This is a genomic window from Rhodococcus sp. K11/5, from assembly GCF_055193735.1.
This window is the reverse complement of record NZ_CM143721.1, coordinates 1,726,892-1,753,150: the sequence shown is the minus strand read 5'-3', so window position 1 is coordinate 1,753,150 and position 26,259 is coordinate 1,726,892. Positions and strand designations below refer to the sequence as shown.

Below are 26,259 nucleotides of genomic sequence, written 5' to 3'. Positions count from 1 at the left end.
CTTATCCCTTCACTGCGCCGGACGTCAGGCCCGCCACGATACGACGTTGGAAGAACAACACGAAGATGATGATCGGGATCGTGATGACCACGGCCGCGGCCGCGATCGATCCCGTGGGCTCCTCGAACTGGGAGCTACCGGTGAACTGCGAGATCGCGGCCGGCACGGTCACCGAGCGTTCGGTGGCGGTCAGCGAGATCGCGAGCAGCAGGTCGTTCCACGCGAAGATGAACACCAGGATGGCGGCGGTCACGATGCCCGGTGCGGCGAGCGGCGCGATGACCTTGCGGAACGCCTGCCCCGGGGTGGCGCCGTCCATCTTCGCCGCCTTCTCGAGCTCCCACGGGATCTCCCGGAAGAACGCCGAGAGGGTGTAGATCGCCAGCGGCAGCGCGAAGGTGATGTACGGCAGGATCAGACCGGGCCAGGTGTCGAACAACCCGAGTGCTCGCGAGATGTCGAACAGCGGTGTCACCAGCGAGATCTGCGGGAACATCGCGATGAGCAGCGCCGAGGCGACGAGCAGCTTCTTGCCCGGGAAGTCCAGTCGCGCAATGGCATACGCCGCCATCGTGCCGATCACCACGGCGATGGCCGTCGTGATCAGACCGATGCCGATCGAGTTGAACAGTGCGCTCGTGAACTGGGACGTCTGGAAGATGCCCGTGTAGTTGTCGAACGTGAACGAGGCCGGGATGAACCGGCCGTCGGCGATGTCCGACGCCGGCTTGAAGGACAGGCTGATGATCCAGACCAACGGGATCAACGCGTACAGCAGCACCAACAGGTTGACGATCGACCATCCGGCCTTGCGCTTCGGAGAATCCGACATGATTTATCGCCTTTCCGAGTCGGAGCCGGGCGCAGAGGCACCGAACAGCTTGATGAAGATCGCGGCGATGATGGCGACACAGATGAAGATCAGCACACTGATCGCCGACCCGAGTCCCAGGTTGAACGCTCCGAACAGGTTGTTGTAGCCCAGCACGGACACCGATCCCGTGCCGTTGCTCCCTCGGGTCAACACGTAGATGTTGTCGAAGATGCGGAATGCGTCGAGCGTGCGGAACAGCAGCGCGACCAGAATGGCGGGCTTCATCAACGGAAGGATGATGCGCGTCAGGCGGGTCCACGCTCCGGCGCCGTCCACCTGAGCGGCCTTGGTCAGATCGTCCGGCACCAACGCGAGCCCGGCGAGCAGCAGCAGCGCCATGAACGGCGTCGTCTTCCACACCTCGGCGAGCACGATGATCGCCAGCGAGGGCAACTGTTGGGTCAGCGGCGCACTGCCGTCGGGTAACAGGTTGGCCAGATATCCGGTCTCCGGGGTCCACGCGTAGTACCAGCTGTAGGCCGCGGCGACCGTCACGATGCCGTACGGAATGAGCACCACGGTGCGCACGAGTCCACGCCCGAAGATGGTGCGGTGCATCACGAGTGCGATCGCGAGGCCCAGGACGAACTCGATGGCCACCGAGACGACGGTGATGCCCACCGTCACCGAGAACGCGGTCCACCAGTAGCCGTCGCTGAGCACGGACACGTAGTTGGTGAAACCGACGAACTCCCGGTCGTCCGGGAAGGCCAGGTTGTATCGCTGCAGGCTCAACCAGAACGCGTAGATGATCGGGTAGGCGGTCACCGCGATCATCAGGATGGCGGCCGGAGCGATCAGCAGCAGGCCCAGACGCTTCTCGGCCTTCTTGCCGTCCGAGACCGCCTTCACCGCAGCGCGGTCCGGCTCGGGACGAGGATCCACCTCGGCAGTGGGCGCGGTCATGGGATCAGCCCTTCGGAGTTGACGGCCTGGGTGACCAGGTCGGCGAGCCGGTCGACATCGCCCACGGGGTCGATGTCCTGAGGTGGGTTCAGTGCGTCGGTGAGAAGGATCGAGATCGACTGGTACGCCGGGGTCACCGGGCGCACGGCGGCGTTCTGGATCGAGTTCAGCACGCCCTCCCACGCGGGGTAGGCGGCTTGGAACTCCGGGTCCTCGTACAGGGACTCGAGGACCGGGGGGACACCACCGTCGACCGCGTTGTTGCGCTGGTTCTCCTCGTTGGTGAGGCAGCGGACCGCGTCCCACGCCTCGTCCTCGTACTGCGTGGTGCTGGCGACGCCGATGTTGAATCCGCCGATGGTCACCTGTGCGGGGGTGCCCGCTTCCACGGCCGGGTACGGACCGCTGCGGAACACCTCGTTCACCGCGGCGTCCTGCTGGTCCTCGGGCACGCCGGTCAGATCGAGGAACGACACACCGCCGGCCGCCGCGTTCTCCTTGATGCCGGGGAGCACGAACGGGTAGTTGACCTGAGCGAACATGTTTCCGGCTTCGAGTCCGAGGCGGGCGGTGCCCTCGTCGCTCTGCGAGATCGACGGATCGCGGCCCTGGGCCGTCGCCACGTCGCGAATGATGGTCAGTGCGCGCTCGGTGGCCGCCCGGTGTTCCGGGGTGTCGTTGAGCGTGACGGTGGTGCCGTCCTCACCGACGACGGATCCACCGGCACTTTCGAGGACCGTGTTGAACCACACCATGTAGCCCTCGTATTGCCGAGCCTGCACACCGATCTGGGCCGGCAGGCCCTCGGCCGCGTTGCTCTCGGCCACCGCGATCAGCTCGTCCCACGTGGCGGGCGGCTCACCGTTCGGCACGAGATCGGGCCGGTACCACAGCAACTGGGTGTTCGAGTTCAGCGGAACGGCGAACAGCTTGTCGCGCTCCTGCGTCTCGGGGTCGATCCATTCCGCGGTGGCGAGCGGACCGGGAAGGGTACCGGCGGCGCGAAGCTCGTCGGACAGGTCGTCCGGAACCGGAAGCGCCCATCCGGCTTCGGCGAACTCGGCGGTCCACACCACGTCGAGCGTCATCAGATCGAGCGACCGATCGTTGCCCGCGAGTCGACGTGCGAGCTGCAGCCTCTGATCGTTCGCGCTGCGCGGCAGCGTGAGTTGCTGGATTCGGTACGCGCCGCCCGATTGCTCGGTGCACAGCGCGGCCGACGCGGCGTACTGCTCGGCGCCGTCGGCCGCGGTGTAGAAGCTCAACACCACACCGTCGTCGTCGGATCCACACCCCGCCAACAGCGGACTCGCCACTATCGCAGCGGCACTCAGAACGGCGAGTTTCCTCGCTCTGTACCTCTTCGGCACAACCGCCTCCTTCTCCCGCGACAGAAGGCACCGTGAACAGGCCCCGACTGCGCAGCGCGTACATCGATGGACACGCACTTGCCCTTGCGAGTGCGAACGCTAGTCGATGACGAAAAAGAAATGTGACGGTTGACGCAGTTCCGTGACGCTATCGGTACGAGAGGGCGGTCATCACCGCACGATTCGGCACACGGCGATCACGGCCGGGTGGATCAGATAGCGAGTTTCGCGAGCAGATCGCGTGCCTTCTCGGCACTCTTGGGCTCGCACAACACGTCGTACCGACCGGCCACCAACTGCATCGTGGTGGCGAAGTCTCGCTGTCCCTTGGTCGCCGCGTAGGGGATGGACGCGGAGATGAGGCCGAACACCACACCACCGAGAACACCGACGAGCAACGCGCTGAAGTAGTTGGTGTCGGTGATGATCGCGAGGATCAGACCGAGGAAGACACCGAGCCAGGCACCCGAGATGATGCCTCCACCAATGACTTTGGGCCAGGTGAGTCGACCGAGTACCCGTTCGACCTGCATCAGGTCGACGCCGACGATGGTGACGTCCTGGACCGAGAACTGCTGGTCGGAGAGATAGTCGACAGCACGCTGGGCCTCGGCGTAGGTGGGGTAGGAACCGATGGGCCATCCCGACGGCGGCGTGGGCAGGCCCCCACCCGGACGGGACTGGGAGGACAAGGGATTCGTCATCCCTCCATTGTGCCTCGTGATCGGCCTCGTCGTCCCTGCGGTCGGACCGCCCTATCGGTCGCTGCGTTGCATGCCCGCCGCTCGGCCCGCCACCGCGATCGCCAGAGCCATCTTGCGGCCCGCCTCGTCGACCATCTCGTCGCCCACCATCACCGCTCCCCGGGCGCCGCCCTCGGCGGAACGGTGGAACTCGTACTCCTCGAGGATCGCCTCCGCCCGATCGAAGTCCCGCTGCGTCGGAGCGAACACCTCGTTCGCGATGTCGATCTGCGACGGATGCAGGACCCACTTCCCGTCGAACCCCAGCGCCGCCGACCGTCGCGCCGCGCGCGCGAAACCGTCGGTGTCACGCACCTGGACGTACGGCCCGTCGATGGCCTGGAGTCCGTGGGCCCGCGCCGAGACGAGAATCGACATCAGAACGTGATGGTAGGCGTCCCCCGGTTCGTAGCCGGGCGGTTGTTCGCCGACCGTCAGCGTGCGCATGCCGAGGTCCGCCATGAAGTCACCGGGCCCGAACACCAGTGTCTGCACTCGCGGCGACGCGGCGGCGATGGCGTCGATGTGGAGCAGACCGCGCGCGTCCTCGATCTGAGGCTCGATGCCGATGCGGCCGACGGGGAGCTGCGCCTCGTGTTCGAGTTGCGTCACGAGGAGATCGAGCGCGACCACCTCGGCCGCCGACCGCACCTTCGGCAGCACGAGCGCGTCGAGATGTCGCCCGGCCGTGGACACCACGTGCGCGACGTCTCGGAACGTCCAGGCGGTCGTCCAGTCGTTGACCCGAACCAGGCGCAGTTGTCGTGCCCACCCGTCCGCACCCAGCGCGACGGCGACGTCCACGCGAGCCTGCTCCTTGGCCGCGGGAGCCACCGCGTCCTCGAGGTCCAGGAAGACCGCATCGGCGGGAAGACCGGCGGCCTTCGCCATCATGCGCGCATTGCTTCCGGGGACGGCGAGAACGGATCGGCGCAGCGCACCGGCCGATCGAGGGACGTCGAGAGCGTTCATCCGACGGACGATATCCGCGGGCGGAACCACCCGCTCGGTGCGGCTAGTCTTTCCGCCATGGCAGCAGTGAGCAAAGTGTTCGCCGCCAGGCTCGCGGGCCTGGTGGTCCTCGGACCGGACGGTGAATCCATCGGCCGGGTGCGCGACATCGTCGTCACCGTTCGGGTCGGAAAATTGCAGCCTCGGGTGCTCGGCCTCGTCGTCGACCTCGCCACGCGTCGCAAGATCTTCGTGCCGATGCTGCGCGTCACCGCGATCGAGCCGGCGTCGGTCACTCTCACCACGGGGAACGTCAGCATGCGGCGCTTCGTCCAGCGCCCGGCCGAAGTACTCGCCCTCGCACAGGTTCTCGATTCGCGCGTGCGCGTCGACGATCCGGACGCCGAGGAACTGCACGACATCGACACCGTGGTGGTGGATCTGGGGATCGAGCAGCTGCGCACGCGGGACTGGGTGGTCTCGCGGGTGGCGGTGCGCCCACACCGCGGCCGACTCGGCCGACGCGGCAGCATCAGCGTCATCGACTGGCAGCACGTGCAGGGGTTGACGCAATCGAGCCTCTCGCAGCCCGGTCAGGGTGTCTCGCAGTTGTTGCAGCAGTTCGAGGGCATGCGGCCCGCGGACGTCGCCGACGCCATCCGCGATCTCCCGGAGAAGCGACGGCACGAGGTCGCGTTCGCCCTGGACGATCAGCGGCTGGCCGACGTGGTGCAGGAGATGCCGGACGACGACCAGATCGAACTCGTGCAGGCGATGGCTCCGGCGCGTGCCGCCGACGTTCTCGAGGCCATGGACCCCGACGACGCGGCCGATCTCCTCGGCGAACTACCGGACAAGGAAGCGGAATCGCTGCTCCGCCTCATGGATCCGGAGGACTCCGAGCCCGTCCGGCGACTTCTCGAACACTCCCCCGATACGGCCGGTGGTCTGATGACGCCGGAGCCGGTGGTCCTCAATGCGTCGGCAACGGTGGCGGAGGCGCTTGCTCGCGTACGCAACCCGGATCTGACGCCGGCCCTGTCGTCTCTCGTGTTCGTGGTCCGCCCGCCCACCGCGACTCCCACGGGTCGGTATCTGGGGTGCGTGCACCTGCAGCAACTGCTCCGCGAACCGCCGGCGACGCTGGTGGGCGGGGTCATCGACACCACCCTGTCGTCGCTCTCGCCGGACGACAGCCTCACGGAGGTCACGCGATACTTCGCGGCGTACAACCTGGTCTGCGGTCCCGTGGTCGACGACGAGGAACACCTGATCGGGGCCGTCACCGTCGACGACGTCCTCGATCATCTACTGCCGGACGACTGGCGCGAACAGGAGCACGTGGGACATGAGTGACAAGTCGACCGCGACCGCACGTCAACGGCTCGACACCCCACGAGGATCTCGCAGACTCAAGTTCGAGATCGACGTCGATTCGGTCGGCCGCACCGGCGAGAACATCGCCCGCTTCCTGGGAACCGGGCGCTATCTGGCCATTCAGACCGCCCTCGTCATCGTCTGGATTCTTCTGAACGTGTTCGCCGTCAGCCTGAGATGGGACCCGTACCCGTTCATCCTTCTCAATCTGGCGTTCTCCACCCAGGCCGCCTACGCGGCGCCGCTGATCCTGCTCGCGCAGAACCGTCAGGACGACCGGGACCGGGTGTCGCTCGAGGAGGACCGCGCCCGCACGGCGCAGACGAAGGCGGACACCGAATTCCTCGCGCGCGAGCTCGCCGCGCTACGCATTGCCGTCGGTGAAGTCGCGACGCGCGACTATCTCCGCCGCGAACTCGACGACCTTCGTGCTGCCCTCGCCGATCCTGCGACCGCAGCCGCGGACGATCAGAAGCCACGCAAGAAGGTGCGCAAGAAGCCGGTCGAGGATTCGTTCGGTACGGGGTCGTCGGATACGCCTCGTTCCGAACACGGCCGGGACACGTTTATGTAACCTCGGACACACTGTGCGTCGGGCATGTGAGGGTGCACGGACTTTCGGTGGTGGGGGTTCAGCGTATGCGCGTCGGCAGCGTCGTCTCGGCGTCGGTTCTGGTTCTGAGCGCGGTGGCTCTGTCCGCGGGTTCGGCGACGACCAGCGCCGCGATCGAATCACCGGTCGCTCTGTCCGGCGCAGCCGTCGACGCGGCCGAACCCTCGCGAGACACGATCCCGGGGCTGCTTCCGTCGCCGACGCGACCGCCCGTGGCGTTCCGCTCGGCCGCGGCCGCGGCCGCCGGTGCGCCGGTCGCCGCACCGGGCACTCCGGCCGCACCGGCGGCCGACATTCTGGTGGGCGCACTCGGAATTCCGGAGTTGGTGTTGCAGGCGTACCGCGACGCGGAGGCGACACTCGCGACCACCACGCCGGGGTGCCGTCTGCCCTGGCATCTGCTCGCCGCGATCGGTCGTATCGAATCCGGACACGCGGGTGGTGGCCGCACCACCGTCACCGGCACCACCGTGTCCCCCATCCTCGGCCCCGTGCTCGACGGTCGCTCCGCGGCCGACGCCGTCATCCGGGACACCGACGGCGGTGTGCTGGACGGTAATCCGGACTTCGACCGCGCGGTGGGCCCCATGCAGTTCATCCCCGGCACCTGGGCGTCCTATGCGGCCGACGGGAACGGGGACGGGGTCAGCGATCCGAACAACGTGTTCGACGCCGCCCTCGCTGCGGGCAACTATCTGTGCTCGGGCGGTCTGGACATGGCGAATCCGGCCGACGCGACCGTCGCCGTCCTGAGGTACAACAATTCGGCGGCGTACACCTCGAACGTCCTCGCGTGGTCCGCCGCGTACTCCGGCGGGGCCGCGCCGGTGGTCGGCGCGATCGGAGAAGCCGATCCCGTGGTTCCCGGCCCGGACCCCATCGAGGTCGCCGCCTCCGCTGCCGCCTCGGCCGAACTCACCGTTCCGCCCACCGATCCCGCCGCCGACCCCGAGGCCGGTGTCGACGACGCCCTGCCCACCACCCTCGCCCCGGCACCCGAACCCGCGTTCGGAATCCCGGGATTGCCCCCGCTGCCCACGTTCGAGCCCCCGCCGCCGCTCGTGCTGCCGACGCTGCCGTGTGTCGTCGCGTGTCCGCCGGTCGAACCTCCTCCGGCTCCGTAGCCGATCACCACCGATCAGCGCCGATTACCTCGTCGATCACAGCCCGGTAACGGATGGGCAACGGATCGGGTACTGTCGCGCACGGACAGAATTCGAGCCGATCCTTCGTGATCCGGCATGACAGTCGTCGCCTCGACACAATCGAGCGGGGGCGAGGAGGTTTACAGGCGTGGGTCGGCACCGCAAGAGATCGTCATCCAAGCTCAAGCGGAACACCGTGGTGGCCCTCACCGGGCTGATTCCCGCCGGCGCCGTCACCATCGCGAGCGGGTACGGCGCGAGCGCCGAGATCCCGTTCCTTCAGACCCAGAGCACGGCGAAGCAGACCGCGATCGAGCCGCGTGACCCCGCCGTGGTGTCCGTCGCGGCCGACGCGAGCGAACCGGCCGGCACGGTGGAGACACAGACCCCCGCGGCACCCGCCGCACCCGCGGTCGAGCCGGCACCCGCCGAACTGCCCGCCGCCGGGCCGCTGGCCGTACCGAATCTCAACGGATCCGCCTACCGCACGGCCGAGCGCATCCTGGCCGAGACCGATCCCGGCTGCAACCTGCACTGGTCGCTGCTCGCCGGCATCGGCCAGGTCGAGTCCAGCCACGCCCACAACGGTCAGGCCGCCGCCGACGGCACGCTGCTCGCGCCGATCATCGGCCTTCGACTCGACGGCTCCCTGCCCGGCAGCAACGTGATCATGGACACCGACGGCGGTGCGCTCGACGGTGATCCCGTCTACGACCGCGCGGTCGGACCCATGCAGTTCCTCCCGCAGACGTGGAACCACTACGCCACGGACGGCAACGGCGACGGCACGGCCGACCCACAGAATCTGTACGACAGCGCTGCGACCACCGGAAAGTACCTGTGTGACGGTGGCCTGAACATGGAGGATCCCTTCCAGGCCACGCAGGCCATCCTCCGATACAACAACTCCATGGCGTACGTCGCGAACGTGCTCGCGTGGTCGGTCGGCTACTCCACCGGCATCGTGCCGCTCGAATCGCAACTCCCCCGCATTCACTGACATTTCACCCGAACTACCATCGAGTCATGCCAGTTGTGACCGAGTCCGATGTTCGTAGTGCCCTCGGCCGGGTCCAGGACCCCGAGATCCGCAAGCCCATCACCGAGCTGGGAATGGTCAAGAGTGTCGCCCTGAGCGACGACGGTTCCGTGGACATCGGCATCTTCCTCACCACCGCCGGGTGCCCCATGAAGACCGAGATCACCGAGCGTGTCCGCAAGGCCGTCGCCGATGTCGAGGGTGTCGCCGACATTCGCGTCGAGCTCGACGTCATGGACGACGAGCAGCGCACCGAGCTCCGCAAATCTCTGCGCGGTGACTCCGCGGAACCCGTCATCCCGTTCGCGCAGCCGGGCTCGCTGACCCGCGTGTACGCGGTGGCGTCGGGCAAGGGCGGAGTGGGCAAGTCCAGTGTGACCGTGAACCTGGCCGCGGCGATGGCCGCCCGCGGACTGTCGGTGGGCGTGCTCGACGCCGACATCTACGGCCACTCGGTTCCCCGCATGCTCGGCACCGACGCCCGCCCCACCCAGGTCGAGCGGATGATCATGCCGCCGGTCGCACACGACGTGAAGATGATCTCGATCGCGCAGTTCACCCAGGGGAACACCCCCGTGGTGTGGCGCGGACCCATGCTGCACCGCGCCCTCCAGCAGTTCCTCGCGGACGTGTTCTGGGGGGACCTCGACGTACTGCTCCTCGATCTGCCGCCGGGCACCGGTGACGTCGCGATCTCCGTGGCCCAGCTCATCCCCGGCGCCGAGATCCTTGTGGTCACCACCCCGCAGCAGGCCGCGGCCGAGGTCGCCGAGCGAGCAGGTGCCATCGCGTTGCAGACCCGTCAGCGCGTGGTCGGTGTCGTGGAGAACATGTCGTGGCTCGAACTGCCCGACGGCACCCGCATGGACGTCTTCGGCACCGGAGGTGGCCAGGCCGTCGCCGAGCGCCTGACGGCCGCGGTGGGCGCCAAGGTGCCGCTGCTCGGTCAGATCCCGCTCGACACCGCCGTGCGCGAATCCGGAGACGACGGCATTCCCATCGTGTTGAGCGCACCGGAAACCCCCGCCGCGACCGCCCTCATCGACATCGCGGAGAAGTTGTCCATCCGTAGTCGAGGTCTGGCCGGAATGAGCCTGGGCATCGACACCACCCGCCACCTGTAGCGGGCCGGGCCCCTACGTCGCGTCGATACCGTGGGACGCGACTAGGTCGCGTCGATATCGATGGGGGGCCGGTCTGCGGGCACCGCATCCGGCGTGGCGGATGCGACCGCGGACGAGTCCTTCTTGGTCAGGTTCGGAGCCGGGGCGGCCGCACCGGGCTCGGCGGACTTCGGCTTGACCTTGGGCTCGTCGAACTTACCGGTGAAGATCGAATCGTCGCCGTCGAGCAGGTGTTTCGTGATCACCGCTCGCGGAGTCATGCCCCGGAACTGATTGAGATCGGCGAGCGGTTTACGCAGATCGTCGAACTCCGGTCCCAGCTCGTCCTTCAACTGCTGACTGGCTCCGGTGGCGTACTCGCGGACCTGGCGCAGCGACTTGGTGACCCACGTGATGGCACCGGGAAGGCGATCCGGACCGATGACGACGAGCGCGACGATGAGCAACACCATCATCTCGCCCCAACCGACGTTGCTGAACACATCTACACCTTACGTCGGACGTCAGTCCGATACCGGGGTGACGGTCAGGTCGACGGTCCGCCCGGACCGCACGATCTGCACGTCGACCGATTCTCCGATGGTCTGCTCCTGGACGGCCACCACCAACTCGTCCGCGCCGGCGACCGACCGATCGCCGACCCGCACCACCACATCGCCCTCGACCATGCCCGCCTGCTGAGCGGGCCCACCGGACACCACGTTCGCGATCTGAGCTCCGGTCAGAGCGTCGTTGACGACGGTGCGAGCGTTGACGCCGATGTCCGGGTGATTCATCTCCCCGGTTCGGATGAGCGACTCCACGACCTCGGTCACGTCGTCGATGCCGATCGCGAAACCGAGACCGACGGACCCACCGCTCTCACTGCGGATGGCGGAGTTGATGCCGATCACGCGGCCCTCGGCGTCGACCAGTGGCCCGCCGGAGTTCCCGGGGTTGATGGCGGCGTCGGTCTGGACGGCGTCGATCACCGCATCGGTGTCGGTTCCCTCGCCGGACAACCGGACCGGCCGATCGAGAGCGCTCACGATGCCGCGGGTGACGGTCTTGCTCAACCCGAGGGGCGATCCGACGGCAACGACGTCGTCACCGACGGAGACGTCTTCGGAACGTCCGAGTTCGGCGACCGCGAGATTCGCGACGTCCGTCCGGAGCACCGCCAGGTCGGTCTTGGTGTCGCGGCCCACGATCTCGGCGGGGACCTTGGTGCCGTCGTCGAACGTGACGGTAAGGGTCGCACCCGGATTGGTCGCCGCCATCGAGATGACGTGATTGTTGGTCACGATGAAGCCCGCGCCGTCCACCACCACACCGGAGCCGGTGCCGGCGGAGTCACCGAGGGTCGCCTGCACGGACACCACGGCCGGCAGCACGGCCTCGGCGACCCGAGCCACCTGGCCCTCGGCGAGATCGCTCCCGCCCTGAGCGAGGGACACCCGCGAACTGGTCAAGGAGCCACCGAGGTCCGCCGCCACGCTCCCGACCACGGCGCCGAGCAACCCCACCACCAGAGCCGCCGCGCCGAGCGCGGTCAACGCCTTCGGAGACACGCGGCGCCCGAAGAGCACGTCGCGCACCCCCAGCTTCTCGCCTCGGGTGAACGGACGCTCCGGTTCGTCGCCGACGGCCGCGTGGCCGAGCGTCACCGGTGTCGCGGGATCGCGCCACGGGTCGCTCGGCTCCGTCGGGCCGTCCTCCGCGCTCTCGCCCCCGGGTTCACGGACGAGCGACTCGGTCACACCGTCCGGTCGACCGAACGCCTCGGCCAACACCGGGTCCGGGTCACCGATCACCAGAGTCGACGACGGTCGGGCTCGGGACGAGAGGTCACCGAAGGAGTTGCGTACCCCGTCCGGCCGTCCGAAGGCGTCGCTGTCTCGGGGGTCGATCCGGGGCCGGTACAGCGGACGCGGCGGAAGGCGGGGGGCGTCGTCCTCGGAGCGTGCGTCGTCGGAGCGTGTGTCGTGGGAGTGTGCGTCGTCGGGGGATGCGGAATCCGGGTCGAACTCGGCTGGAGTCACGCGCGAACTGTCCCCTCGTCGGTACTGGCCACGAACCTGTCGCCGAACACTACCGACGACGGAATCGTGCGGAGACCGCCGACCCCAAACCGTGTCGCAGACCGGTGCCGGGGCCCCTCGTGTCGTCGGTGTCCGAGGACGCACACGGGAACTGATGCTGGGTGGGAATGCGATGGAGCGCGCCGAGCAACGACGACGGCATCGACATCTCGGACGACGCGCGCAGGGCGATCCGGGCCTGTTGCTGCGCGTCGACCTCGGCCATGCACAGCGTGCACTGGGTGAGGTGATGGGCGGCGCGCAGGTAGGCGTTCATGCGCAGTTCGCCGTCGACGTAGGCGGCGATGGCCTCACTGGCGAGGTGTTCGGTAGGACTGAACTGCCGTGCATCGCGTGACCGAGTCACCCGCACCTCCTCCTTCCGCGCCGACCGCGTCACCGCGTCGGAATCACTCTCGCTACGTCGGTCCGTCCACTGCGTCCGACCTACTGTTCGAAGATACCGGCGCGCCGACGTTCGTGCTCGAAACAGCAGGTCGAGATCGTGCGAACCGGGATTCGGCGGTCAGTACGCCGAGGTGAACGTCTCGTTCTCGATCTTTCGGGCCGCCAGGAAATCCCGCAGCGCTTGACGGCCCCGGTGGATCCGGCTGCGGACGGTGCCGAGCTTCACGCCCAGGGTGCGGCCGATCTCCTCGTACGACAGCCCCTCGATGTCACACAGGACGATCGCCGCGCGGAACTCGGGGGCGAGGGAGTCGAGAGCGGCCTGCAGATCCGGATCGAGGCGCGCGTCGTGGTAGATCTGCTCGGGATCCGGTGTGCCGGACGGCACGCGGTCGTAGTCCTCCGGGAGGGCCTCCATACGGATACGGCTCCGGCGCCGCACCATGTCGAGGAAGAGATTCGTCGTGATCCGGTGCAGCCAACCCTCGAAGGTTCCGGGCTGGTAGTTCTGCAGCGAACGGAAGACGCGGATGAAGGTGTCCTGGGTCAGGTCTTCGGCGTCCTGGGCGTTGCCCGACAGTCGGTAGGCAAGCCGGTAGACGCGGTCGCCGTGTTCGCGGACCAGTTCGTCCCAGCTCGGCATCGCCGTCTGATCACCGGTGGCGTCGAAGACGGCGGTTCCGGAGAGATCGTCGACCGAGACCGGTGCGTCGGCAGCGGTGTCACGCGTGGACGGCGTCGTGAGAGCGGTGTGTTCACGCGGGGTGTTGATCATGCGGTCGGTGCATCCTCCTGGTCGTGAACCGAGTACCCGGTGGAACGTTGTTCACGCCCACGAATTCCCGGTCCGTCGAACTCGCTGCACTCACTCTGTCGCGGTGACGTGTGCGAGCCGTGTGAAGAGCCTGAGTGGGACCTGAGAGTTCTCGCCGCGCGTCCGATAACCTCGCCTACGTGCCTGTCGACGCTGCCAAGATGCTGTCCTACGCCGAGGAGTCCGTGGTGGAGGACGAGATCCTTCTCGCGGCCCGCGAACGTGCCGTCGATCTGGGGGCAGCACCCGTGCCGCCGGCCGTCGGTGCGGTCCTGAGCATGATCGCCCAGCTCTCCGGCGCTCGCACGGTGGTGGAGGTCGGCACCGGCGCCGGGATCAGCGGCCTGTGGTTGCTGGACGGGATGCGCCCGGACGGGGTTCTCACCACGATCGACACCGAGCCCGAGCATCAGCGGGCCGCGAAGGAGTCGTTCCGGGCGGGCGGCATCAGCCCGTCCCGCACCCGGCTCATCAACGGCCGCGCGCTCGACGTGTTGCCGCGTCTGGCCGACGCGTCGTACGACATCGTGTTCGTCGACGCCACTCCTCGCGATCATCCCGGCTTCGTGGCGGAGGGCGTGCGCATGCTCCGCCCGGGCGGGGCCTTGATTCTGCACAACGCGCTGTTGGGGGGCCGGGTCGCCGACCCGTCGGCTCGCGACGACGCATCGGTCGCGGTGCGGGCGGCGGCGCGCGCGATCGCCGAGAACGACGCGCTCACCGCCGTCCTCTTCCCGCTCGGCGACGGCCTGCTCTGCGCGTCCCGCGCCCTGGACTGAGCGCAGGCCGGAACTAGAGCCAGACACCCTTGCCGACGGCGACGACGCCGTTGGCGCTGACGTTGAACCGATCGGCGTCGCGCTCGTGGTCGACTCCGATGATCTCGCCGTCGCCGACGACGACGTTCTTGTCGAGGATGGCGTTGCGCACGACCGCGTTCTTGCCGATGTGCACGCCGGGCATGATGACGCTGCCCTCCACGGTCGCGCCGGCGTCGACGATGACCGACGAGCTGAGCACCGAGTTGCGCACCGTCGCGCCGGACAGGATGGACCCGGCCCCGACGATCGATTCCTGCGCGAGACCGCCCTGGACGAACTTCGCGGGAGGAAGGTTGTCCGCCGACCCGCGGATCGGCCACCGCTTGTTGTAGAGATTGAAGATCGGGTGCACGGACACCAGATCCATGTGCGCGTCGTAGAAGGCGTCGAGCGTTCCGACGTCACGCCAGTATCCGCGATCCCGCTCGGTGGCACCGGGAACGACGTTGTCCTTGAAGTCGTACACCGACGCCATTCCGGCCTCGACGAGCGCGGGGATGATGTTGCCGCCCATGTCGTGATCGGAGTCGGTGTCTTCCGCGTCCGCCTTGATCGCGTCGACCAGCACCTTGGTGGTGAACACGTAGTTGCCCATCGACGCGAACGTCATGGTCGGGTCGTCCGGTGTCCCCGGCGGATCCGCGGGCTTCTCGAGGAACTGCGTGATGTTGCCCGACGCGTCGGCGTCGATGCAGCCGAAGGCGGTCGCCTCGTGGCGCGGCACCCGGATGCCGGCGACGGTCACGCCCGCGCCGGAGTCGATGTGTTGCTGAACCATCTGCTCGGGGTCCATGCGGTACACGTGGTCCGCACCGAACACCACGATGTACTCGGGGTCCTCGTCGTAGACCAGGTTCATGGACTGGAAGATCGCGTCGGCGCTGCCGGTGTACCACCGGGGCCCGAGTCGCTGCTGGGCCGGCACCGGGGTGATGTACTCCCCCGCGAAGCCGGACAACCGCCAGGTCTGCGAGATGTGCCGATCGAGAGAATGCGACTTGTACTGGGTCAGCACGCACAGGCGTAGATAGCCCGCGTTGACGAGATTGCTGAGCACGAAGTCGATCAGACGATAGGCGCCCCCGAAGGGCACGGCGGGTTTGGCGCGATCTGCGGTCATCGGGTAGAGGCGTTTGCCCTCACCGCCGGCGAGCACAATTCCGAGTACGTGCGGCTGGGTCCTCACGGAAACCAATCTAACGGGTCTGTCGCGGTGGCGGCGAGATATAGGCCCAACGCGCCGAGAAGGGTTACGTTCCTCTCATGCGAGTCGCGATGATGACCAAGGAATACCCCCCGGAGATCTACGGCGGCGCAGGGGTCCACGTGACTCAACTCGTCGACCGGCTGCGCCGACTGTGCGACGTGGACGTGCACTGCATGGGTGCCCCACGGGACACCGCGACCGTGCACGATCCCGATCCCGCTCTCGCCGGTGCCAACGCCGCCCTGGTCACGCTGTCCGCCGAGCTGCGGATGGCCGCCGCCGCGGACGGTGCGGACGTGGTGCACTCGCACACCTGGTACACCGGACTCGCCGGTCACCTGGCCGCCGAATTGTTCGGCGTGCCGCACGTGCTCACCGCGCATTCCCTCGAACCGCGTCGGCCGTGGAAGGCCGAGCAGCTCGCCGGCGGGTACCGCATCTCGTCGTGGTCCGAACGCAACGCCGTCGAGTACGCGGACGCCGTCATCGCGGTCAGCGACGGCATGAAGCTCGACGTGCTGGACTGCTACCCCCAGCTCGACCCGGCCCGGATCCACGTCGTCCGCAACGGAATCGACACCGACGTGTGGCACGCGGGCGGGCCCGAGGGCGCCGAGTCGGCGTTGGAGCGCATCGGCGTCCGGACGGACGCCCCCATCGTCGCCTTCGTCGGTCGCATCACCCGCCAGAAGGGCGTCGGCCACCTAGTCGCCGCCGCGCACTCCTTCGATCCGTCGATCCAACTGGTGCTGTGCGCCGGCGCCCCCGATACCCCGGAGATCGCGGCGGAGACCGAGCGCGCCGTCGCCGAGCTCGCGAAGACCCGCGGCAACGTGTTCTGGGTGCGCGACATGCTGCCGACCGAGCAGATTCGCGAGATCCTCTCGGCGGCCACGGTCTTCGTCTGCCCGTCGGTGTACGAACCCCTCGGCATCGTGAACCTCGAGGCGATGGCGTGCGAGACCGCCGTGGTGGCCTCGGACGTCGGCGGCATCCCCGAGGTCGTCGCGGACGGGCGCACCGGCTCGCTCGTGCACTACGACGCGTCGGATCCGGCCGCGTTCGAGGCGGACCTCGCCGCGGCCGTCAACGCTCTCGCCGCCGACGCCGAGCGCGCTGCGACGATGGGTACCGCAGGTCGCGAGCGCGCGGTCGCGGAGTTCTCCTGGGAATCGATCGCTCAGCAGACCGTGGAGGTCTACACCGCAGCGTCGGCCTGACCCGATAGCGGTTCGTACACGGCGACCACGACGGACACCGTGACCCGCACCGGCTCGGCCGACGCCTCGATCCTGGCTCGGCGGTCCGCCGCCGTGGAGTGCCGTGCCGACGGTCCCATGTCGACGACGGCGGCCACTTCGTCGTGCGTGAGGTCGACGGTGTAGTCGAGCGCCCGGCGCTCGACGCGTTCGAAGAGACCGGACAGCGACGCCCCGAGCCGTTGCGGCTTGCGTTCGTCGACGCCGATGAGATCGAGAGCCGCCACCAACTCGCCCAGGTGGCGTTCGGTGGGGGTCACCACGATCAGACGCCCGGTCGGGGCGAGGATCCGGCGAAGCTCGGCCGGGTTGCGCGGCGAGAACACGGACAGGACCGAGTCGACCGCTCCCGTACGCACCGGCAACCTGTCCCAGACGTCCGCAACGACGGACACCAGTCGAGGGTGCGCCCGCGCAGCCCGTCGGGCCGCCGATTTCGACACGTCGACCCCGATGCCGACGGCCTCGGCCACGCCGTCGGCCCGCAGGTGATCGAGCGCGCGGGCCAGGTAGAAGCCCGTCCCGGTGCCCACGTCCACCACCCGCGGCCCGACGACGACAGCGGCCAGGGCATCCGCGACGGCGTCGTAGTGGCCCCGGTCGAGGAAATCGGCACGCGCGGTCACCATCTCGGCGGAGTCGCCGACGATCCGGCCCGCGGACCCCGGCAGCAGACTGACGTACCCCTGACGGGCGACGTCGAAGGTGTGCCCGCGGGAACACAGCAGCGTCGTCGCGGGTCCGGCGTCGTCCTGGTCCAGCTCGTCACCACAGTGCGGGCAGATCAGAAGCGCGAGCGCGTCGTCGAGCACGGCGGCCTCCCCTCGGGCGTCGTAGAGATGAGAACAGCCCCACCGACGGGGTCGGTGGGGCTGTCACGGGTGGAACCGCGGCCGATGGTCAGCCGGTCACGCCCCTCAGTTCCTCGCCCAACGCAGCTGCCTCGTCGGGTGTGAGCTCGACGACCAGACGTCCTCCGCCTTCGAGTGGAACCCTCATGACGATTCCTCGTCCTTCTTTGGTCGCCTCGAGCGGACCGTCCCCGGTCCGGGGCTTCATGGCCGCCATTCTCGCTCCCTCCAGATCCGCGCCGACCTGCTCTGCGCGTCGACATGAACTCGACTCCCCCGTCGACAACCGACGAGGTTCGACTCCTTATTCTTCCCTATCCTGTCGAGTCGACGGGAATCGGACCACCTGCACGGTCGTCGACCACGGCGTGCTCACCGAGGTTCGACCCAGCACGAGGTCAGGTGATCGTCGACCATTCCCGTCGCCTGCATGAGCGCGTACGCGGTCGTCGGACCGACGAACGACAGCCCGATCTTCTTGAGCGAGCGAGCCATCGCGGTCGATTCCTCGGTGACGGCCGGCACCTCGGCGAGGCTGCTCGGGCGAGCGCGCCGCGGAGGCGCGAAGGACCACAACAGCGCGTCGAGATCCAGGTTCTCCGTGACGATGACCTGCGCATTACGCACCGCAGCAACAATTTTGGCGCGATTACGGATGATCGTCGGATCGGCCAGCAGTCGCTCGACGTCCTGGTCGCCGAAGTCCGCGACCCGATGGGGATCGAACCCGGCGAACGCCGACCGAAACGCCTCGCGTTTGCGCAGAACGGTGATCCACGACAGGCCCGATTGAAATGCCTCGAGGGTCAACCGCTCGTAGAGTGCATCCCGCCCGCGTACGACCCGTCCCCATTCCTCGTCGTGATACTCGGCGTACAGCGGAGACGACGCCGGATCACCGGCCCAGCCGCACCGCGCTCGTCCGTCGGCCCCGACGACCAGATCGTCGCTCACGCGCGGTGCGAAGAGTTGGGCACGCCGTCCCCGGACTCCGCCGTCTCACCGAGATCGTGCGTCCCGAGTTCCTCGGTACCGTCCGCGACTGCGTGTGCGCCGGTTCCGCCGCGCACGTCCGGTTCCCGATCGTCCAACCGCGCTCGCAGGCCGTCGATCTCGCCGGCCAGCCGATCGAGGGCCCAGTCGACCTCCCGCGCGTCGTAACCGCGCAGTGTGAGCCGGAACCGCAGGGCGCGAACATCGCGGCCGGTGACCCCTCGGGCCGGAAGCGCCGTGGCCGTGGTGCCCCGGGGCAGCGGTTCCATCTCCTCGCCGCGGCCGAACAGCAGCACGGCGAGGAGAAAGAGCAGCGCCGCCACCACGGCGACCACGACCACGTAGGCCAGGATCGTCAGCATGTCGCCGAGTGTGCCAGAACCCGCCGACCTCGCCGATGCGTCAGCTCTCGTCCGGCATCACGCGCAGCGGACGCAGTGTGCGCATCGGGGGCCGGTCGTCGAGGGACACGTCCGTCACCGACGGCACGAACGAGTCGCCGTCGAGCAGGAACTGCGTCAGTCCGACGCCCGAGTCCGGCACGCCCGCCCGGCCGAGCATCGTGCCCACGATCTGCCGACTCATGGCACCCAGTTCCACCAGGGGCCGGTTGCGGTGGCGCCGCACCCCCAGGTTGACCTGACCGATCGCGCCGAGGCCCCACCGGTCGTACGTGTCCATCAGCAACCCGATCTCGACGCCGTAGCCCGGTGCGAACGGCACCGACGACAGCAGTTCGCGAGTGCCGGCGTACTCACCTCCGAGCGGCTGGATGACGTTGCTCAGTTCCGGCCGCAGAGCGGCCAGCAGCGGCCGCGCGACCAGCTCGGTGACCCGGCCTCCCCCGTGGGCGTCCGACGACCCCGTCAGCGGACGACGGTAGTACCCCTTCACCAGGTGCAGACCGTTCGTGGTGAGCAGCGGTCCGAGCAGGTTGGGGACGAACGCCGGATCCGGATCGATGAGGTCGGAGTCGACGAATGCGATGAGATCGCCCGTCGTCGCGGCCACCGCCCGCCACAGAACCTCACCCTTGCCGGGAGCCGGGGTCAGTTCCGGAACGGCTTGCTCGCGGGAGATCACCGTGGCTCCCGCCGCCGTGGCGCGCACGGCCGTGCGGTCCGTCGATCCGGAGTCCAGCACGACCAACTCGTCGACGATGCGGCCGAGCAGCGGCGTGATCGACTCGATCACACCCGCCACGGTGTTCTCCTCGTCCAACGCGGGCAGCACGACGGACACGGTGCGGTCCCCTTTCGCCGCCTCGAGCTCGGCGATGGTCCACCGCGGTCGGTCCCACGTGTTGGCCAGCTCCCACGTCTCGGCGGGATCCGCCATGTTCGCCGCGGTCACGCCAGACCGCGCACGGTTCGTGCCGGGACTCTGGTCCCCGCGATCGCTGCCACCATGTCGACCACCCGTCGTGTTGCTGCCACCTCGTGCACCCGGAACATGCGGGCGCCCTGTGATGCGGTCAAAGCTGTTGCGGCCAACGTTCCCTCCAAGCGCTCGGAAAGTCCTACACCCAGAGTCTCCCCGATGAAATCCTTGTTGCTCAGCGCCATCAGGACAGGCCATCCGGTGTTTACAAGACTGTCGATCCGACGCAACAGTTCGAGCCCGTGATAGCTGTTCTTGCCGAAATCGTGGGTCGGATCGACCAGAATTCCGTCCGCGCGCACGCCCGCCGCGAGGGCCGCGTCGGCAGCGCGGGTCGTCTCGGCGACCACGTCGGCCACCACGTCGGCGTACCGGACGCGGTGCGGACGGGTGCGGGGCACGGCGCCCCCGGTGTGCGAGCAGACGATGCCCGCACCCAGTTCGGCAGCGACCGACACCAGGTCCGGGTCGGCCCCGGCCCACGTGTCGTTGACGAGGTCGGCGCCCGCGCCGCACGCACGCCGGGCCACCTCGGCTCGCCAGGTGTCGATGCTGATGATCAGATCGGGGTAGGCGTCCCGGATCGCCGCGACGAACGGCACCACCCGGCGGGTCTCCTCCTCGGCGTCCACGGTTGCGCCAGGACCGGCCTTCACCCCGCCGATGTCCACCACGTCCGCGCCCTCGTCGACGGCCCGGTGCACGGCATCCATGGCGGCGCGGTCCTCGAACGTGGCGCCGCGATCGTAGAAACTGTCCGGGGTTCGATTGACGATGGCCATCACCAGGGCACGGTCGACGGCGACCGGCCTACCGCACAGCGTGGCGGCGGGCGTCGGGACTGAAGTTGCGCTCACGTCCTCCATGATGGCCGAACGGGCGCCCGCGCTGTGCGCGGACGCCCGTTCGAGGAGGTCAGCCCCGTAGCCGAGGGGTCAGCCCTTGGGAAGCTTGCCCGCGCCGACCTGGTCCGCGTAGTCGTCGTACGCCGGCACGTAGCCCTTCGAGCGGCCCTCGAGCACGTACAGATCGCCCTCGCCGTCCATGTCGTAGCCGGTCTTGCGCAACTCGACCTTCTTGCTCTTGAAGGTGGACGTGGCTTCGAGGGACTCCACGACGCGCACGAACAACGGGATCGCGTAGGGCGGCAGGCTCGAGTAGGCGTGCTCCGCGAGATCCGAACCGTCGAACTCCTTGCCGCTCCGGAGCTTCACCACGGCCATACCGGCCTTGCCGTCGGTGTCGGGAACGTCGACGCCGAACACCACGGCCTGGTCGACGCTCGCGTGCGAGCCGATGGCGCCCTCGACCTGCGTGGTGGCGACGTTCTCGCCCTTCCATCGGAAGGTGTCACCGAGTCGGTCGACGAACGCGACGTGCCGGAATCCCTGCTGGCGCACCAGATCGCCGGTGTCGAACCAGCAGTCGCCGTCCTTGAATCCGTCTTCGAGGAGCTTCTTCTTGGTCGCTTCCTCGTCGCTGTACCCGTCGAAGGGGGCGCGATCGGTGATCTTGGAGAGCAGCAACCCGATGCCCCCGCTGGGGACCTTCTTCAACCGGCCGTCGGACCCGCGCTTGGCCTTGCCGGACTCGTCGTCGTACTCCACGACCGCGTACGGGAGGGGGCAGAAACCCGCCGTGCGGTCGAGGTTGAAGGCGTTGATGAACGCGATGTTGCACTCGCTGGCACCGTAGAACTCGGCGACCCGGTCGATGCCGAAGCGGGTGGTGAACTCGTGCCAGATCTCCGGTCGCAGGCCGTTGCCCACCACGAGCCGAATGCTGTTGTTCCGATCATCCGGCTTCTCGTCCTGGGTGAGCAGGTAGCGGCAGAGCTCACCGATGTAGGTGAAGGCGGTCGCCTCGTTGACACGGACGTCGTCCCAGAACTTGGACACCGAGAACTGGCGGCCGATGGCCATGGTGGCGCCGGACGCGAGCACCGAGGACAGCGACACCGTGAGAGCGTTGTTGTGGTAGAGCGGCAAGCAGCAGTACAGGACGTCGTCCTTGTTCAGACGCACACCCATGCTGCCGAGCCCGGACATCGACTTCAGCCACCGGAAGTGGCTCATCAGGCTGGCCTTGGGCATGCCGGTGGTGCCCGAGGTGAAGATGTAGAACGCCTTCTCCTTGGCCTTGATCTCGGTGGTCGCGGCCGGGTTCTCGGTGCTCGCGGACGCGGCCTTCGCGTCGAGGTCACCGGCGTGCAGGATCACCTTCTCCGGGAGCGCCTCGTCGAGCGAGTCGAGCGCCTCGAGGCAGTCCTCGTCGACCACCAGTACGCGGCTGTCGAGAATGCCGAGGCTGTGCTCGAGTACCTCACCGCGCTGGTTGAAGTTCAGCATTCCGGCGGTGGCTCCGAGCTTGACGGCCGCCAGGGCGATGAGAAGCGTGCGCGCCGAGTTCTTCGCCAGGACCCCCACCACGTCGCCGCGCGTCACGCCGCGGTCGGTCAGGACGGACGCGTACTGATTGACGCGGTCGTTGGCCTCACCGTAGGTCAGGGTGTCGCCCTCGAACCGCAGGAACGGATGATCGGGCGTCTTGCCGGCCGCGCGCTGGAAGATGTGGCCGATCGACTCCTTGTCGTCCGGCTTGCGCAGAAAGCCGGGCACTCCCCGGATGACACTGGGAAGCGCCCCGGTCATCTTCGGCAACGATCGAGCCATGTCGAGCAATCCGACGGTGTGACGAGCCTCGGCGACCATGTAGTGCTTCCTCCCCGTAGAGCGGGCCGCTCCTGCAGCCCGTAGAGCGGGCCGCTCCTGCAGCCCGATGTGACGACGCTTACCCTACTGAATAGTAATAACCAGTGGTCGACTCGGACTCGAAACTCGACGCCCCCGCCGAAACCTCACAAACCGCACGCGTCGAGGGCGGCGTCGATGTCGGTGGTCACCACCAGTCGTCGCAACGACGCCGGCGAGACGAAACCCGTACCGGACAGCGACTGCAACCAGTCCAGCATCGGCGCGAAGTGTCCGGACGGATCCAGCAGCACGACGGGCTTCTCGTGCATGCCGAGATACCCCGCGGTCCACGTCTCGAACAGCTCCTCGAGCGTGCCCAGGCCGCCCGGCAGGGTGAGGAACGCGTCGGCGCGGTCGTCCATCACCTGCTTGCGCTCGCGCATCGTGTCGGTCACCACCAACTCGTCCGCGTCCACGTCCGCCACCTCGCGGTGGACCAGCGCCTTGGGGATGACCCCGACCGTCCGGGCGCCGGCCGTGCGCGCGGACGCTGCGACCGCGCCCATCATCGACACGTTCCCGCCGCCGGACACCAGGGATCCGCCGCGGCGCCCGATCTCGGCTCCGACGGCGCTCGCGAGCGCGATGTGCTCCGGTTGCACCGGCCCCGACGCGCAGTACACACAGACGGCGAGCGGACTCATGCCGTCGTGCTCTCGTCGATCCACCGCACCGCTTCGGCGACGTCGTCCGTGCACCGGATCAGCTCCAGATCGTGTTCCGACACCGTGCCCGACGCCACGAGGGTGTTCCTGATCCACTCGAGCAGGCCGGACCAGAACTCCACGCCGAACAGGATGATCGGGAACCGAGTCACTTTGCGCGTCTGCACCAGGGTCAGCGCCTCGAACAACTCGTCGAGGGTGCCGAAACCACCGGGGAGGCAGACGAATGCCTGCGAGTACTTGACGAACATGGTCTTGCGAACGAAGAAGTATCGGAAGTTGACGCCGAGATCGACCCACTCGTTGAGGGACTGCTCGAACGGCAACTCGATGCCCAGGCCCACCGAGAACCCGCCTGCCTCGCACGCACCACGGTTCGCCGCCTCCATCGCTCCGGGTCCGCCGCCCGTCACCACGGCGTAGCCGGCGTCGGCCAGTCGAGCGCCGAGTTGCACCCCGGCCTCGTACTGCGCACTGTCGGGCTTCGTGCGGGCGGAGCCGAACACCGTCACCGCGCGGGGAAGCTCGGCCAGTGCGCCGAAACCTTCGACGAATTCGCTCTGGATCCGCAACACGCGCCAGGGGTCGGTGTGCACCCACGCCGACGAACCCCGCGAATCCAGCAGGCGCTGATCGGTGGTGGATCCCGCGCTCTCCCGACGGTCCATGATCGGGCCGCGATAGTTCGCGGTACGGGCGGGCGTCTGGTCGCCGGTGTCCGATGCCATGGTGACGAGATTAGGTCAGGGCGCCGACAGGTAGCGCCGCAGGACGTCGGCGACCTCGGTGATCTGGCGCACCGGGACCCTCTCGTCGCGCTTGTGCGCGAGGTTGGGATCTCCGGGTCCGTAGTTGACGGCCGGGATGCCCAGGGCCGAGAACCGGGACACGTCCGTCCAGCCGTACTTCGCCCGGAACTGTCCCCCCGCGGCCGCCACCAACGCCGCGGCAGCGGGAGCCGACAGACCGGGCAATGCCCCCGGCGAACGGTCCGTCACCTCGACGGCGAGGTCGAGGCCGTCGGTCACGCTCAGGACGTGCTCGACGGCCTGTTCCACGGAACGATCCGGCGCGAACCGAAAGTTGACGTCGACTCCGGCCTCGTCGGGAACGACGTTGCCCGCGACTCCGCCGTGGACCCGAACTGCCTGCAACCCTTCGCGATAGACGCACCCGTCGATGTCCACGCTCCGAGCCTCGTAGGCGGCGAGCCGATCGAACAGCGGACCGAGTTTGTGGATCGCGTTGTCGCCCAACCACGATCGCGCCGAGTGCGCTCGGGTTCCGGCGGCGGTGAATCGCAATCGCAGCGTGCCCTGACATCCGCCCTCGATGAACCCGCCCGTCGGCTCCCCCAGGACGGCGACGTCTCCGCGCAACCATTCGGGCAGATCGCGTTCGATGCGACCGAGCCCGTTTGCCGACGCCTCGATCTCCTCGCAGTCGTAGAAGACGAGGGTCAGGTCCGCGGTGGGATCGGCCACGGTTGCGGCGAGATGCAGGAACACCGCATCCCCGGACTTCATGTCGACCGTCCCGCATCCGTGCAACACGTCGCCCTCGTCGGCCGTGGTCTCGCGACGGCTGGGGACGTTGTCGGCGACGGGAACCGTGTCGAGATGCCCGGCCAGGATCACCCTGGTGGGCCGGCCGCGATTCGTTCGCGCGAGCACCGCGTTGCCGCTGCGGATCACCTCGAATCCCGAGGTCTGCTCGCGAAGCGCGACCTCGACGGCGTCGGCGATCACCGACTCGTTGCGCGACACGCTCTCGATATCCACCAGCGCGGCGGTGAGGTCGATGGGGTCGGCGGTCAGGTCCAGCGAAACGGATGCGCTCACCGCACCGACTCTAGAGCCCGCCGGACACCCCGGCCCGACGCGTCGGCGAGGGGCCCGGCCGATACACTCCGGGCCGTGACTTCAGGAGCTTCGGCAATCGGCATCGCCCACATCACGGACTCCGGAACGGTGCTCGACACCTGGTTCCCGGCGCCGGAACTCGGTTCGTTCGACGAGTCCGGAACCACGCGTCTCTCCGGATCCGACGTGCCCGCGGAACTCGCGTCGCTGGTCGGGTCGGACGAGGCCCGAAGCCTGCAGATCGTGGCCGTGCGCACCACGATCGCCTCCCTCGACGAGGCCCCGACCGACGCGCACGACGTCTACCTGCGTCTGCACCTGATCTCCCACCGACTCGTCCGGCCGCACGGGGTGAACCTCGACGGTCAGTTCGGCCTGCTGGCCAACGTCGTGTGGACCAACTTCGGTCCCGCCGCCGTCGACGGCTTCGAGACCACACGGGCCAAGCTGCGTGCCCGCGGGCACGTCACAGTCCTCAGCGTGGACAAGTTCCCCCGCCTGGTCGATTACGTGGTGCCCACCGGCGTCCGGATCGGTGACGCCGACCGCGTTCGACTGGGTGCCCACCTGGCGTCGGGCACGACGGTCATGCACGAGGGGTTCGTGAACTTCAACGCCGGCACGCTCGGATCGTCGATGGTCGAAGGCCGCATCTCGGCCGGCGTCGTGATCGACGACGGCACCGACGTCGGCGGCGGCGCATCGATCATGGGAACCCTGTCCGGCGGCGGCAAGGCCGTCATCTCCGTCGGACAGCGGTGCCTCCTCGGGGCGAACGCCGGACTGGGCATCTCGCTGGGCGACGACTGCGTCGTCGAAGCAGGTCTCTACATCACCGCGGGCACCAAGGTCACCGGACCGGACGGCACCGTGGTCAAGGCCGCCGACCTCAGCGGCAAATCCAATCTGCTCTTCCGGCGCAACTCGGTGTCCGGTGCCGTGGAAGTGGTCCCCTGGAAGGGAACGGGCGTCGAGCTGAACGCGGCACTGCACGCGAACGACTGACCGGCGGAGCACACGAGGACGGTCCCGACACGGGTCACG

Annotated in this window: 28 protein-coding genes; 8 read left to right on the top strand and 20 right to left on the bottom strand. The window is 68.2% G+C overall.

What is annotated here, in order from left to right; translation table 11 throughout:
* Position 1 precedes the first annotated feature (1 nt).
* The 5 genes from ACY466_RS08530 to ACY466_RS08510 form a co-directional block, all read right to left on the bottom strand.
* Positions 2-832 (bottom strand): carbohydrate ABC transporter permease, encoded by an 831-nt coding sequence (locus ACY466_RS08530; RefSeq protein WP_463251626.1) that lies wholly within the window; start codon positions 830-832, stop codon positions 2-4.
* A gap of 3 nt (positions 833-835) precedes the next feature.
* Positions 836-1,780 carry a carbohydrate ABC transporter permease gene (locus ACY466_RS08525; protein WP_463251624.1) on the bottom strand — a complete coding sequence of 315 codons (945 nt, stop codon included), beginning with the start codon at positions 1,778-1,780 and terminating at the stop codon, positions 836-838.
* The gene (locus tag ACY466_RS08520; protein WP_463251622.1) at positions 1,777-3,150 is read right to left on the bottom strand and encodes an extracellular solute-binding protein; all 1,374 of its coding nucleotides are present in this window, start codon (positions 3,148-3,150) and stop codon (positions 1,777-1,779) included. The genes ACY466_RS08525 and ACY466_RS08520 overlap by 4 nt, the downstream gene beginning before the upstream one ends.
* Before the next feature lie 212 nt (positions 3,151-3,362).
* Entirely contained in the window at positions 3,363-3,854 is a 492-nt protein-coding gene (locus ACY466_RS08515; RefSeq protein ID WP_463251619.1) for a YflT domain-containing protein, read from the bottom strand.
* A gap of 51 nt (positions 3,855-3,905) precedes the next feature.
* The gene (locus tag ACY466_RS08510) at positions 3,906-4,865 is read right to left on the bottom strand and encodes an HpcH/HpaI aldolase/citrate lyase family protein (protein WP_463251617.1); all 960 of its coding nucleotides are present in this window, start codon (positions 4,863-4,865) and stop codon (positions 3,906-3,908) included.
* Between the two features lie 57 nt (positions 4,866-4,922).
* On the opposite strand from ACY466_RS08510, the gene ACY466_RS08505 reads away from it, so the two are divergent.
* The 5 genes from ACY466_RS08505 (at position 4,923) to ACY466_RS08485 (ending at position 10,142) form a co-directional block, all read left to right on the top strand.
* A complete protein-coding gene (locus ACY466_RS08505; RefSeq protein WP_463251615.1) occupies positions 4,923-6,200 on the top strand; it encodes a magnesium transporter MgtE N-terminal domain-containing protein in 1,278 nt (425 codons plus the stop codon).
* Positions 6,193-6,795 (top strand): DUF1003 domain-containing protein, encoded by a 603-nt coding sequence (locus ACY466_RS08500; protein ID WP_463251612.1) that lies wholly within the window; start codon positions 6,193-6,195, stop codon positions 6,793-6,795. Before ACY466_RS08505 ends, ACY466_RS08500 begins: the two co-directional genes overlap by 8 nt.
* A gap of 65 nt (positions 6,796-6,860) precedes the next feature.
* Positions 6,861-7,958 (top strand): lytic transglycosylase domain-containing protein, encoded by a 1,098-nt coding sequence (locus ACY466_RS08495; RefSeq protein ID WP_463251610.1) that lies wholly within the window; start codon positions 6,861-6,863, stop codon positions 7,956-7,958.
* Positions 7,959-8,127: 169 nt separating this feature from the next.
* Complete coding sequence (locus ACY466_RS08490) at positions 8,128-8,979, top strand: lytic transglycosylase domain-containing protein (RefSeq protein ID WP_463251608.1); 852 nt, start codon at positions 8,128-8,130, stop codon at positions 8,977-8,979.
* 26 nt (positions 8,980-9,005) lie between these two features.
* Positions 9,006-10,142 (top strand): Mrp/NBP35 family ATP-binding protein, encoded by a 1,137-nt coding sequence (locus ACY466_RS08485; RefSeq protein ID WP_463251606.1) that lies wholly within the window; start codon positions 9,006-9,008, stop codon positions 10,140-10,142.
* 41 nt (positions 10,143-10,183) lie between these two features.
* Here ACY466_RS08485 and tatB read toward each other — a convergent pair whose 3' ends face one another.
* The 4 genes from tatB to sigE all read right to left on the bottom strand — a co-directional run bounded on the left by tatB (position 10,184) and on the right by sigE (position 13,385).
* On the bottom strand, positions 10,184-10,624 hold the full coding sequence (tatB, locus tag ACY466_RS08480; RefSeq protein ID WP_463251604.1) for a Sec-independent protein translocase protein TatB: 441 nt from the start codon (positions 10,622-10,624) through the stop codon (positions 10,184-10,186).
* A gap of 21 nt (positions 10,625-10,645) precedes the next feature.
* Entirely contained in the window at positions 10,646-12,163 is a 1,518-nt protein-coding gene (locus ACY466_RS08475) for a S1C family serine protease (protein WP_463251602.1), read from the bottom strand.
* A gap of 49 nt (positions 12,164-12,212) precedes the next feature.
* Positions 12,213-12,569 (bottom strand): hypothetical protein, encoded by a 357-nt coding sequence (locus ACY466_RS08470; RefSeq protein WP_463251600.1) that lies wholly within the window; start codon positions 12,567-12,569, stop codon positions 12,213-12,215.
* Between the two features lie 159 nt (positions 12,570-12,728).
* Positions 12,729-13,385, bottom strand: coding sequence for an RNA polymerase sigma factor SigE (gene sigE / locus ACY466_RS08465; protein WP_463251598.1), 657 nt, complete (start codon positions 13,383-13,385; stop codon positions 12,729-12,731).
* A 200-nt stretch (positions 13,386-13,585) separates the two neighbouring features.
* On the opposite strand from sigE, the gene ACY466_RS08460 reads away from it, so the two are divergent.
* A complete protein-coding gene (locus ACY466_RS08460) occupies positions 13,586-14,203 on the top strand; it encodes an O-methyltransferase (protein WP_463252183.1) in 618 nt (205 codons plus the stop codon).
* A 13-nt stretch (positions 14,204-14,216) separates the two neighbouring features.
* On the opposite strand, the gene glgC is transcribed toward ACY466_RS08460, so the two are convergent.
* Complete coding sequence (gene glgC / locus ACY466_RS08455; RefSeq protein ID WP_463251596.1) at positions 14,217-15,431, bottom strand: glucose-1-phosphate adenylyltransferase; 1,215 nt, start codon at positions 15,429-15,431, stop codon at positions 14,217-14,219.
* A 77-nt stretch (positions 15,432-15,508) separates the two neighbouring features.
* Here glgC and glgA point away from each other — a divergent pair, with 77 nt between their 5' ends.
* Positions 15,509-16,672 carry a glycogen synthase gene (glgA, locus tag ACY466_RS08450; RefSeq protein WP_463251594.1) on the top strand — a complete coding sequence of 388 codons (1,164 nt, stop codon included), beginning with the start codon at positions 15,509-15,511 and terminating at the stop codon, positions 16,670-16,672.
* On the opposite strand, the gene ACY466_RS08445 is transcribed toward glgA, so the two are convergent.
* The 10 genes from ACY466_RS08445 to dapE form a co-directional block, all read right to left on the bottom strand.
* Positions 16,651-17,523 (bottom strand): putative RNA methyltransferase, encoded by an 873-nt coding sequence (locus ACY466_RS08445; RefSeq protein ID WP_463251592.1) that lies wholly within the window; start codon positions 17,521-17,523, stop codon positions 16,651-16,653. The two genes, glgA and ACY466_RS08445, sit on opposite strands and share 22 nt — an antisense overlap.
* A gap of 88 nt (positions 17,524-17,611) precedes the next feature.
* Positions 17,612-17,779 (bottom strand): DUF3117 domain-containing protein, encoded by a 168-nt coding sequence (locus ACY466_RS08440; RefSeq protein ID WP_084346353.1) that lies wholly within the window; start codon positions 17,777-17,779, stop codon positions 17,612-17,614.
* Between the two features lie 155 nt (positions 17,780-17,934).
* Entirely contained in the window at positions 17,935-18,516 is a 582-nt protein-coding gene (locus tag ACY466_RS08435; protein WP_463251589.1) for a DNA-3-methyladenine glycosylase I, read from the bottom strand.
* On the bottom strand, positions 18,513-18,917 hold the full coding sequence (locus ACY466_RS08430) for a DivIVA domain-containing protein (protein WP_463251587.1): 405 nt from the start codon (positions 18,915-18,917) through the stop codon (positions 18,513-18,515). Before ACY466_RS08430 ends, ACY466_RS08435 begins: the two co-directional genes overlap by 4 nt.
* 40 nt (positions 18,918-18,957) lie before the next feature.
* Positions 18,958-19,893 carry a glucosyl-3-phosphoglycerate synthase gene (locus ACY466_RS08425; RefSeq protein WP_463252182.1) on the bottom strand — a complete coding sequence of 312 codons (936 nt, stop codon included), beginning with the start codon at positions 19,891-19,893 and terminating at the stop codon, positions 18,958-18,960.
* Between the two features lie 11 nt (positions 19,894-19,904).
* On the bottom strand, positions 19,905-20,801 hold the full coding sequence (gene folP / locus ACY466_RS08420; RefSeq protein ID WP_463251585.1) for a dihydropteroate synthase: 897 nt from the start codon (positions 20,799-20,801) through the stop codon (positions 19,905-19,907).
* A 69-nt stretch (positions 20,802-20,870) separates the two neighbouring features.
* A complete protein-coding gene (locus tag ACY466_RS08415; RefSeq protein WP_463251583.1) occupies positions 20,871-22,646 on the bottom strand; it encodes a long-chain-acyl-CoA synthetase in 1,776 nt (591 codons plus the stop codon).
* A 146-nt stretch (positions 22,647-22,792) separates the two neighbouring features.
* Positions 22,793-23,332 (bottom strand): LOG family protein, encoded by a 540-nt coding sequence (locus ACY466_RS08410; protein WP_463251581.1) that lies wholly within the window; start codon positions 23,330-23,332, stop codon positions 22,793-22,795.
* On the bottom strand, positions 23,329-24,081 hold the full coding sequence (locus tag ACY466_RS08405) for an LOG family protein (protein ID WP_463251579.1): 753 nt from the start codon (positions 24,079-24,081) through the stop codon (positions 23,329-23,331). The genes ACY466_RS08410 and ACY466_RS08405 overlap by 4 nt, the downstream gene beginning before the upstream one ends.
* A 15-nt stretch (positions 24,082-24,096) precedes the next feature.
* Positions 24,097-25,194, bottom strand: coding sequence for a succinyl-diaminopimelate desuccinylase (gene dapE, locus ACY466_RS08400; RefSeq protein ID WP_463251577.1), 1,098 nt, complete (start codon positions 25,192-25,194; stop codon positions 24,097-24,099).
* Positions 25,195-25,269: 75 nt separating this feature from the next.
* Between dapE and dapD the strand changes: the two genes are divergently transcribed.
* Positions 25,270-26,220, top strand: coding sequence for a 2,3,4,5-tetrahydropyridine-2,6-dicarboxylate N-succinyltransferase (gene dapD, locus ACY466_RS08395; RefSeq protein WP_463251575.1), 951 nt, complete (start codon positions 25,270-25,272; stop codon positions 26,218-26,220).
* The last annotated feature ends 39 nt before the right edge of the window (positions 26,221-26,259 follow it).

Bases quoted from the DNA above. Each gene is read 5' to 3' on its own strand.
- ACY466_RS08425 (WP_463252182.1), bottom strand. From the start codon at position 19,893: ATGGCGGATCCCGCCGAGACGTGGGAGCTGGCCAACACGTGGGACCGA.
- folP (WP_463251585.1), bottom strand. From the start codon at position 20,801: ATGGAGGACGTGAGCGCAACTTCAGTCCCGACGCCCGCCGCCACGCTG.
- ACY466_RS08515 (WP_463251619.1), bottom strand. From the start codon at position 3,854: ATGACGAATCCCTTGTCCTCCCAGTCCCGTCCGGGTGGGGGCCTGCCC.
- sigE (WP_463251598.1), bottom strand. From the start codon at position 13,385: ATGATCAACACCCCGCGTGAACACACCGCTCTCACGACGCCGTCCACG.
- ACY466_RS08460 (WP_463252183.1), top strand. From the start codon at position 13,586: ATGCTGTCCTACGCCGAGGAGTCCGTGGTGGAGGACGAGATCCTTCTC.
- ACY466_RS08495 (WP_463251610.1), top strand. From the start codon at position 6,861: ATGCGCGTCGGCAGCGTCGTCTCGGCGTCGGTTCTGGTTCTGAGCGCG.
- glgA (WP_463251594.1), top strand. From the start codon at position 15,509: ATGCGAGTCGCGATGATGACCAAGGAATACCCCCCGGAGATCTACGGC.
- ACY466_RS08510 (WP_463251617.1), bottom strand. From the start codon at position 4,865: ATGAACGCTCTCGACGTCCCTCGATCGGCCGGTGCGCTGCGCCGATCC.
- ACY466_RS08530 (WP_463251626.1), bottom strand. From the start codon at position 832: ATGTCGGATTCTCCGAAGCGCAAGGCCGGATGGTCGATCGTCAACCTG.
- ACY466_RS08440 (WP_084346353.1), bottom strand. From the start codon at position 17,779: ATGGCGGCCATGAAGCCCCGGACCGGGGACGGTCCGCTCGAGGCGACC.
- ACY466_RS08430 (WP_463251587.1), bottom strand. From the start codon at position 18,917: ATGCTGACGATCCTGGCCTACGTGGTCGTGGTCGCCGTGGTGGCGGCG.
- ACY466_RS08505 (WP_463251615.1), top strand. From the start codon at position 4,923: ATGGCAGCAGTGAGCAAAGTGTTCGCCGCCAGGCTCGCGGGCCTGGTG.
- ACY466_RS08525 (WP_463251624.1), bottom strand. From the start codon at position 1,780: ATGACCGCGCCCACTGCCGAGGTGGATCCTCGTCCCGAGCCGGACCGC.
- ACY466_RS08410 (WP_463251581.1), bottom strand. From the start codon at position 23,332: ATGAGTCCGCTCGCCGTCTGTGTGTACTGCGCGTCGGGGCCGGTGCAA.
- ACY466_RS08415 (WP_463251583.1), bottom strand. From the start codon at position 22,646: ATGGTCGCCGAGGCTCGTCACACCGTCGGATTGCTCGACATGGCTCGA.
- ACY466_RS08500 (WP_463251612.1), top strand. From the start codon at position 6,193: ATGAGTGACAAGTCGACCGCGACCGCACGTCAACGGCTCGACACCCCA.
- ACY466_RS08405 (WP_463251579.1), bottom strand. From the start codon at position 24,081: ATGGCATCGGACACCGGCGACCAGACGCCCGCCCGTACCGCGAACTAT.
- ACY466_RS08485 (WP_463251606.1), top strand. From the start codon at position 9,006: ATGCCAGTTGTGACCGAGTCCGATGTTCGTAGTGCCCTCGGCCGGGTC.